The sequence below is a fragment of the Vibrio sp. V38_P2S17PM301 genome, assembly GCF_009904845.1.
Lineage (GTDB): Bacteria > Pseudomonadota > Gammaproteobacteria > Enterobacterales > Vibrionaceae > Vibrio > Vibrio proteolyticus.
The window spans coordinates 1-6,322 of the sequence record NZ_WXWO01000022.1 but is presented as its reverse complement, the minus strand read 5'-3'; the positions used below and the strand labels follow the sequence as shown (position 1 = coordinate 6,322).

At 40.0% G+C, this 6,322-nt stretch carries 10 protein-coding genes; all 10 read left to right on the top strand.

The genetic code is table 11. The features are described from left to right. Positions 1 to 229: 229 nt before the first annotated feature. Positions 230 to 622, top strand: coding sequence for a hypothetical protein (locus CAG64_RS04595; protein WP_161448727.1), 393 nt, complete (start codon positions 230 to 232; stop codon positions 620 to 622). Between the two features lie 171 nt (positions 623 to 793). Further along, the gene (locus tag CAG64_RS04585) at positions 794 to 1,174 is read left to right on the top strand and encodes an MmcQ/YjbR family DNA-binding protein (RefSeq protein ID WP_139060768.1); all 381 of its coding nucleotides are present in this window, start codon (positions 794 to 796) and stop codon (positions 1,172 to 1,174) included. A gap of 135 nt (positions 1,175 to 1,309) precedes the next feature. Further along, positions 1,310 to 1,654 carry a hypothetical protein gene (locus CAG64_RS04580; protein WP_021705400.1) on the top strand — a complete coding sequence of 115 codons (345 nt, stop codon included), beginning with the start codon at positions 1,310 to 1,312 and terminating at the stop codon, positions 1,652 to 1,654. Between the two features lie 113 nt (positions 1,655 to 1,767). Next, positions 1,768 to 2,358 carry a hypothetical protein gene (locus CAG64_RS04575; RefSeq protein WP_100800012.1) on the top strand — a complete coding sequence of 197 codons (591 nt, stop codon included), beginning with the start codon at positions 1,768 to 1,770 and terminating at the stop codon, positions 2,356 to 2,358. 147 nt (positions 2,359 to 2,505) lie between these two features. After that, complete coding sequence (locus CAG64_RS04570; protein ID WP_161488815.1) at positions 2,506 to 2,880, top strand: hypothetical protein; 375 nt, start codon at positions 2,506 to 2,508, stop codon at positions 2,878 to 2,880. 46 nt (positions 2,881 to 2,926) lie between these two features. Continuing rightward, positions 2,927 to 3,946: a hypothetical protein gene (locus tag CAG64_RS04565; RefSeq protein WP_161488816.1), complete on the top strand. Its 1,020-nt coding sequence runs from the start codon at positions 2,927 to 2,929 to the stop codon at positions 3,944 to 3,946. Positions 3,947 to 4,143: 197 nt separating this feature from the next. Next, the gene (locus CAG64_RS04555) at positions 4,144 to 4,620 is read left to right on the top strand and encodes a hypothetical protein (RefSeq protein ID WP_161488817.1); all 477 of its coding nucleotides are present in this window, start codon (positions 4,144 to 4,146) and stop codon (positions 4,618 to 4,620) included. Positions 4,621 to 4,755: 135 nt separating this feature from the next. Further along, positions 4,756 to 5,058, top strand: a complete 303-nt coding sequence (locus CAG64_RS23590) for a hypothetical protein (protein WP_021704931.1) — start codon at positions 4,756 to 4,758, stop codon at positions 5,056 to 5,058. Positions 5,059 to 5,494: 436 nt separating this feature from the next. Further along, entirely contained in the window at positions 5,495 to 5,860 is a 366-nt protein-coding gene (locus CAG64_RS04545) for a DUF6232 family protein (RefSeq protein ID WP_040902436.1), read from the top strand. A gap of 154 nt (positions 5,861 to 6,014) precedes the next feature. Beyond that, positions 6,015 to 6,322 (top strand): ASCH domain-containing protein (locus CAG64_RS04540; protein ID WP_161489279.1); only part of this gene is annotated, 308 nt, incomplete at its 3' end.

Genomic DNA, 6,322 nt, shown 5'->3' with positions numbered 1-6,322 from the left:
AAATGTTTCTCTAAAAAGGGTTCTGAAAGTCAATTAAGAACGGATATAACAAATTGTTCAAGAGGGATTCGCAACGCGTGGCATTTTCACTATGCGTTGATTTTAGTGATTAAGGCGTTATGCGGCGGCATCGGTATTGCGTTGCTCACCCCTTAACAAGGCGTTAGGAATTTATATGAGATACACAACGAACTGTCAATTTCACAATTTGGATTTCCACGATAGCCCAGTGTCAAAAATTGATATTGAGAAGGGATGCATTCGTGTTTATTTAGAGTTCGCGAATATTTTGCGTGAGCACGTTGATAATCCTCATTCTGTAGCGAAGTGTATAGACAATTGTGTCCTGACTTTTCACGGTGTGACTAAGAGTCTTGCTTCTGTTTACAATGATGAGACTAAAATATTCGAAGAGCATCAGTATCCCAAAGCACCTATTGACGAAGAAATATTAGAGGCAATAAGTAGTGTAAATGAAGAAGGGGTAGTGTCTTATACCCTAAAGGGCTTCCACTCAACAGGTTGGACTGAGTGGCATATTACAAGTAGTGGGTTTGAACTTTCTTGGAGTCGCTACTCGCAAGATGCATGGTTTGTTAACTGGCCTCCGAAAAGCTCGTAGATCATATTGGCTATAGCGTTGAATAAATGCCTAACAAACGCTTCAAGACGGATTCGCAACGCGTGGCATTTTTATTATGCGTTGCCTTTAGTGATTTAGGTGGTGTTCGGAAACATCGCATTGCGTTGCTCACCACTTAAGCGGGCGTTATGATCTTAGAGGAAAATCAATATGAATTACGATGAGTTCAACCATTTTTGTGGTTCTTTTGCTGCAACGAGTCACGTTGTTCAATGGGGTAATTCAGATGTATGGAAGGTAGGGGGTAAAGTCTTTGCTATAGGCGGTTGGGGTGATGGCTCTCAAGCTGCGTTCACATTTAAAACTTCCGACTTAAATTTTGATTTTCTAAGTGATTGTGAAGGTTATAAACCCGCTCCTTATTTTGCTAGTCGTGGAATGAAGTGGATACAGCAAGTTGAAACTTCGGGTAAATTAGACGACGAGCTAAAGTATTATTTATCGGAGTCTTACCGCATTGTCGCGAGTGGTTTAAGTAAGCGTAAACAACGAGAATTAGGCATAGATCATTTAGTTGAACCACGCTCATAACAAACGGTTCAAGAGGGACTACCAACGCTTGGCGGTTTTAGTTCAAATTTGTTTTCGTGGTTAAGGCGGTTATTTTTGGTTTAGCGTAATGCGTTGTTAGCCCCTTAACCGGGCGTTATAAACAAGGAGAAATAAGTGATCCACCCTGACGAAGAAGAGCATTTAGCAGAAGCTTACTTTACATATGTAAACGATGTGATTGGACTATTTGCAATCGCTTTAGCCGCTACATCATTACAATTTGAACAACCAGCCCCATTTGCAAGATTGTTTTTGATAATAATTACATTACACATTGTGTCAAAGCAAAAAATGTTCAGGATATACGCAGCTCGTTACTTCTCTAGGCACAAAGGATTATGGGGCAGTCTTTACCTAATGTGGAAGCAAAAAATTTATGTATTTGCTTTCGTCAGCTTAGCATTAATTGCGTTAGGAGAAATAACAAAGCACGACATATACCGCTGGCTAAGTTTATAACAAAGCGTTTAAGAGCGATTCCGCAACGCGTGCCAGTTTCGCTTCGCTCACAGTATGGCACGCATTACGTCACGCCTTAACGCGGCGTTAAGTTTCATTGGAGTTCAGGTGCAATGGATAAAGAAGTAAAGGCGTCATGGGAAAGGTTTCTCAATCCAGTGTCGCTCAAGAACAACATAATCACAGCTTCTGTGCACTCGATGGCATTCGAAATGCTAAAAAGTAGTATCGAAGATAAAATTAGAGAGTTCTTTACAAATGGCTTTGATGAAAACGGCCCACTTGTTAGCGATGATTATAAGCTCAAAGTTTTAAAGCTAAACCGCAGTCGAACCTATGCTTCGCTTTTATGGTTAAAGCAACACGATGCGATTGATGACGCTGATATTGAAGTATATGAGCGTATTAAGCGTCATCGTAATGAATTAACGCATGAACTATTTAAGTTCGCTTCCCAAGGTTGCGATTTTGATGTAGCAAAAAGCTTTGATGATATGGTGGGCTTATTACGGAAGATCGAGATTTGGTGGTTTGTAAACCTAGAAATGGCCATCGACCCTGAGAGTTATCCTGCTGACTTAAACTTAGACGAAGTCGTTCCGGGACGTTTGTGGAGCTTGCAAATGCTCATCAGCACCGCTTTAGGTTCTGAAGACGATGCCATGAAATTCTATAATGAGTTTGTGCAGCGAACTGAAACTTAACAAAGCGTTCAAGACGGATTCACAACGCTTGGCAGTTTTGGTTTGAATCAGCTTTAGTGTTTACGGCACAATGGTTTAGGGTAGGTGGTCGCGTTGTTCACCACTTAACGCGGCGTTAAGTTGCTAATCGATTTAGGAGTAAAGAAATTGGCAAAGAAGAGAATTGTTTCTGTAGGTTTTGAACTAGCTAACGATGACGTAGCAACTATAGGCTTTAGATCTAATGCCTCATTATTAGACTGGGATGTAATCTTGTTTCGTGATGATGTCTTGGACTTCCTTTATTCAGGAGATAGTTACCAAGGAAAACCATCACTATCAGAAAGTGCGTCGTTTCAGTTAAAAGAAGCGGTCCAGCATTGGCATAGGGAAATTTCTGATGCAGTCAACTGCGGTAAGACAGTTTTCTATTTCCTCGAGCAATATCGTGACTTCTACATTGATACGGGTAAACGGGAGTATTCTGGTACTGGTCGTAACCAAAAAAACGACGACGATGGTTTCGCTTTACGACAATTATAAATGTCTACCGTTGAACGTATCTGTGACATCAAGGCATGGTAAAGAAATGATGCTTGCTCCCAAGGGAGCAGAAATCATTTCAACTTTTTGGCGAGAGTTTTCGGCTCTTTCTGAGTACAAGGTTACGTTAGAATGTGACCAAACAAAGCCATTACTTTATACCAAGCATGGTAACAATGAAGTAGGTTCATATTTAACCACTAAATCAGGTGGCACTTTAATACTTCTTCCTTATATAGATCTAGAAGATGAAGAATTCACTGATGAAATTGAGCATGATAATGAATGGGAGACTTGCTGGAGTGAGAAAGGAATCCAGTTCGGAGCAAAACTAGTCGCTAGTCTAATTGGTGTTGACACACAACTCCGTAAAAGTTCGGAAAGAACTGTCGAACCTGACTGGGCAAAAGCTGACGAGTATATTTTCTCAAAAGAGACATCGCTAAGACAAGAAGTTCGAGTCTTGAACGAACAAATTGCACAGTTAGATGAAAAGAAAGCTCAATGTTTAGCTGAACTTGAAGGAGCAGGCTCACTTCGTGGTTTGTTGTATGAAACAGGAAAAGCATTAGAAGCTTCGATACTAGTAGGTTTGAAAATACTAGGGTTTGAAGCTGAAAACTATGAAGATGATACCAAAGAGTTTGATGTGGTTTTTGAATCGTCAGAAGGGCGTCTTATTGGAGAGGCTGAAGGTAAAGACAATAAAGCAATTAACATAACTAAATTACGGCAGTTAGCATTGAATCTGCACGAAGATTTGGAACGTGATGAAGTTTTAAGTCCTGCAAAAGGAGTTCTATTTGGCAACGCTTATAGGCTAAAACCACTAAATGAAAGGCAGCAACCATTTACAGATAAATGTCTATTATCGTCAAATACTAGCTCCACAGCTCTAGTTCATACTCCTGATTTGTTTTCTGTTGTTCATTATGTATCAGAAACTAAAGATCTAGCTTTTGCAGAAAGTTGTCGAAAGGCTCTTATTGAAACGGTGGGGTTAGTCCATTTCCCTGCAATACCTGAAACTACGTCTGAATCTAGTCCTGAGGGAACCGCAACTTAACAAACTGTTCAAGAGTAATTCGCAACGCGTGGCATTTTTACTATGCGTTGTGTTAAGTGTTTAAGGTGGTATGCGGGAGCTTCGGTATTGCGTTGCTCACACCTTAACAGGGCGTTAGCCGTCGCAAGAGTTCCAATGCTATGACTTCATACTAAGATTAGTTAGGGTACATAATATATGTGTGGGGTTGACTAATCATGAAAACCATTGAGTTAAGCGAAGATACTTACAATGAGTTAGCTATGCTGGCTGAACCTTTTGAATCTCCGGAATCAGTGATTATTCGGCTTATTAAAGATCGGGATACAGCTAGAAGCAAAGAAACCTCTCAGCCAATAAAGACCGAAGGGCGTTTGTTCACGAACCGTGAAATACAAGAACGCATCTCACGTATTGCCGTTGGTTTAACACCATCAAAACTAGCTGAACTTTGCAATTCAGACCATTCAAAGGAAGTGTTTGGCATCAATTTTCCTCTACTTGTTCGAATTCCTGTTGGTGCATCTCATCAACAGAAACGTGATTTAGTGAAATCTAGTGACGGTGTTAATAGGTGGACGTGGAAATTTGGTTTTGTAAGTGAGGGGTATGAATATGCAATTTGTACACAATGGTACGACTACAACGATAGGAAAGTGAAATATTGGCTTTCCCGCTATGAACGCAACGGCTAACAAAGCGTTTAAGACGGATTCGCAACGCTTGGCATTTTTGGTTTGCTTTGGATTTAGTGTTTACAGCACAATGGTTTGGGGTTGGTGGTCTGCGTTGCTCACCACTTAACGCGGCGTTATGTGATTGGAGGCTAAATGTACGGAATTACGGAATTAATTGGTTCCAAGCTGAGTAGAGTTGAGGGTGTTGGCTTATCATCGTTAAAGTTTAGCTCTGGTCGACTAGTGGTTCACAACCCAATTACACTTAGTGGATGCGATGGGATGAAGTCTTTGGTTTTCCGTGAGGTTGTGGATCTAAAAGTGGCAGAAGATTCTTTGTTACTGGTGTTCTCAGGTCAAGCATCTCTAAGAGTATCTCTTCTTGATAATGACTTTACTGGCCCTGAAGCTGCGGTTTATACATCAAATTCAGGTTTTATTGTTGTATTCAACTAAATCACATAACAAACAATTTAAGCAGATTCGCAACGCGTGGCAATTTTGGTTTGCGGTGAGTTATGTGTTTACGGCGCAATGCGGTGACTTTTGTAGTGCGTTGCTTACTACTTAATTGGGCGTTAGGCTAACTGGTTAGCAAATAGCTATCTCTACGTGTTGTAATTTCTTGAAGCCCATTTTAGTTACTAAATTGTTGGTTCTTTAATTTTTGGGTTTGGCTCATCACTATGTGTGTACTATAACTCACAAAAAGATACGACTTTAGTTTATCTATGTTATTCCTTAAGTTAATCTCTACTTGGTTATGCGATTTAATGCACATAAACTGATGCTGGTGCCTCTTTGAGGTAGTTCAATTGTATATGTGGGTGGTATCGCTCGCACTTCAATATATGGTGCTTCGTATCTATTTGTATATCTATTTGGGATCTTTATGGACGAAAAAATGTTTCTTGAAGCTGGCGATGTTTCAGTATCAAATAGTCGTTTTATTGTAAATGGTCAAACTTATGCAATGAGTAATGTTACTTCTGTTAAAACAGGAATCGAAAAAGCCAACAAAGGAGTGGGTATTATAATTACTTTAATCGGCTTGATTACTTTATTTGCTATTAAGTCCATCGGCTGGGGAATACTGATTGTTGCTGTCGGTGTATTAGCATTTATGGGGGCAAAAGATAAATATTCAGTGATTCTTAGTACTTCATCTGGTGAGAGTAAAGCTCTTACTAGTGATAAAAGAAACCATATAGAAGATATTGTGTCAGCATTAAACGAATCAATAGTCAGCCGAGGTTAAGCCTAACAAAGCATTTAAGAGTGATTCCCAACGCTTGGCGTTTCTAGCTTTGCGTTGGGTTTTGCGTTTACAGCGCAAAGGTTCGAGCTGAGCGGTAGCGTTGCTCACACCTTAATGCGGCGTTATATTTTTAATCAAATCCCGAGTCAAAATCATGGATGAAAGAAGTCAAAGTTATCTAGATCAATACCTCAAATCTTTACCTGATGAAGTAGCATCAAACTACACTTCATTTAGTTCAGACTATTTCTGTGCAGATGAATACAATGCAAATGTATGTGCAGACTTAATTCTCCGTGGAGAAAAACGTGCGTCATGTAGCTTAGATTACTGGTACAGTGAAAAAGGAGAATTGTTGCCAGAAGTCGGTCATCTTCAAGTAGTGACAAATTGGGATGGCATGCCAATTTGTATTATAGAAATCACCTCAGTAACTAAGTGCAAATACCATGACGTAACACC

What these genes read in the sequence shown, in the direction of transcription:
- CAG64_RS04575 (WP_100800012.1), top strand. Translation starts at nt 1,768, where the DNA reads ATGGATAAAGAAGTAAAGGCGTCATGGGAAAGGTTTCTCAATCCAGTG.
- CAG64_RS04545 (WP_040902436.1), top strand. Translation starts at nt 5,495, where the DNA reads ATGGACGAAAAAATGTTTCTTGAAGCTGGCGATGTTTCAGTATCAAAT.
- CAG64_RS04585 (WP_139060768.1), top strand. Translation starts at nt 794, where the DNA reads ATGAATTACGATGAGTTCAACCATTTTTGTGGTTCTTTTGCTGCAACG.
- CAG64_RS04555 (WP_161488817.1), top strand. Translation starts at nt 4,144, where the DNA reads ATGAAAACCATTGAGTTAAGCGAAGATACTTACAATGAGTTAGCTATG.
- CAG64_RS23590 (WP_021704931.1), top strand. Translation starts at nt 4,756, where the DNA reads ATGTACGGAATTACGGAATTAATTGGTTCCAAGCTGAGTAGAGTTGAG.
- CAG64_RS04565 (WP_161488816.1), top strand. Translation starts at nt 2,927, where the DNA reads ATGATGCTTGCTCCCAAGGGAGCAGAAATCATTTCAACTTTTTGGCGA.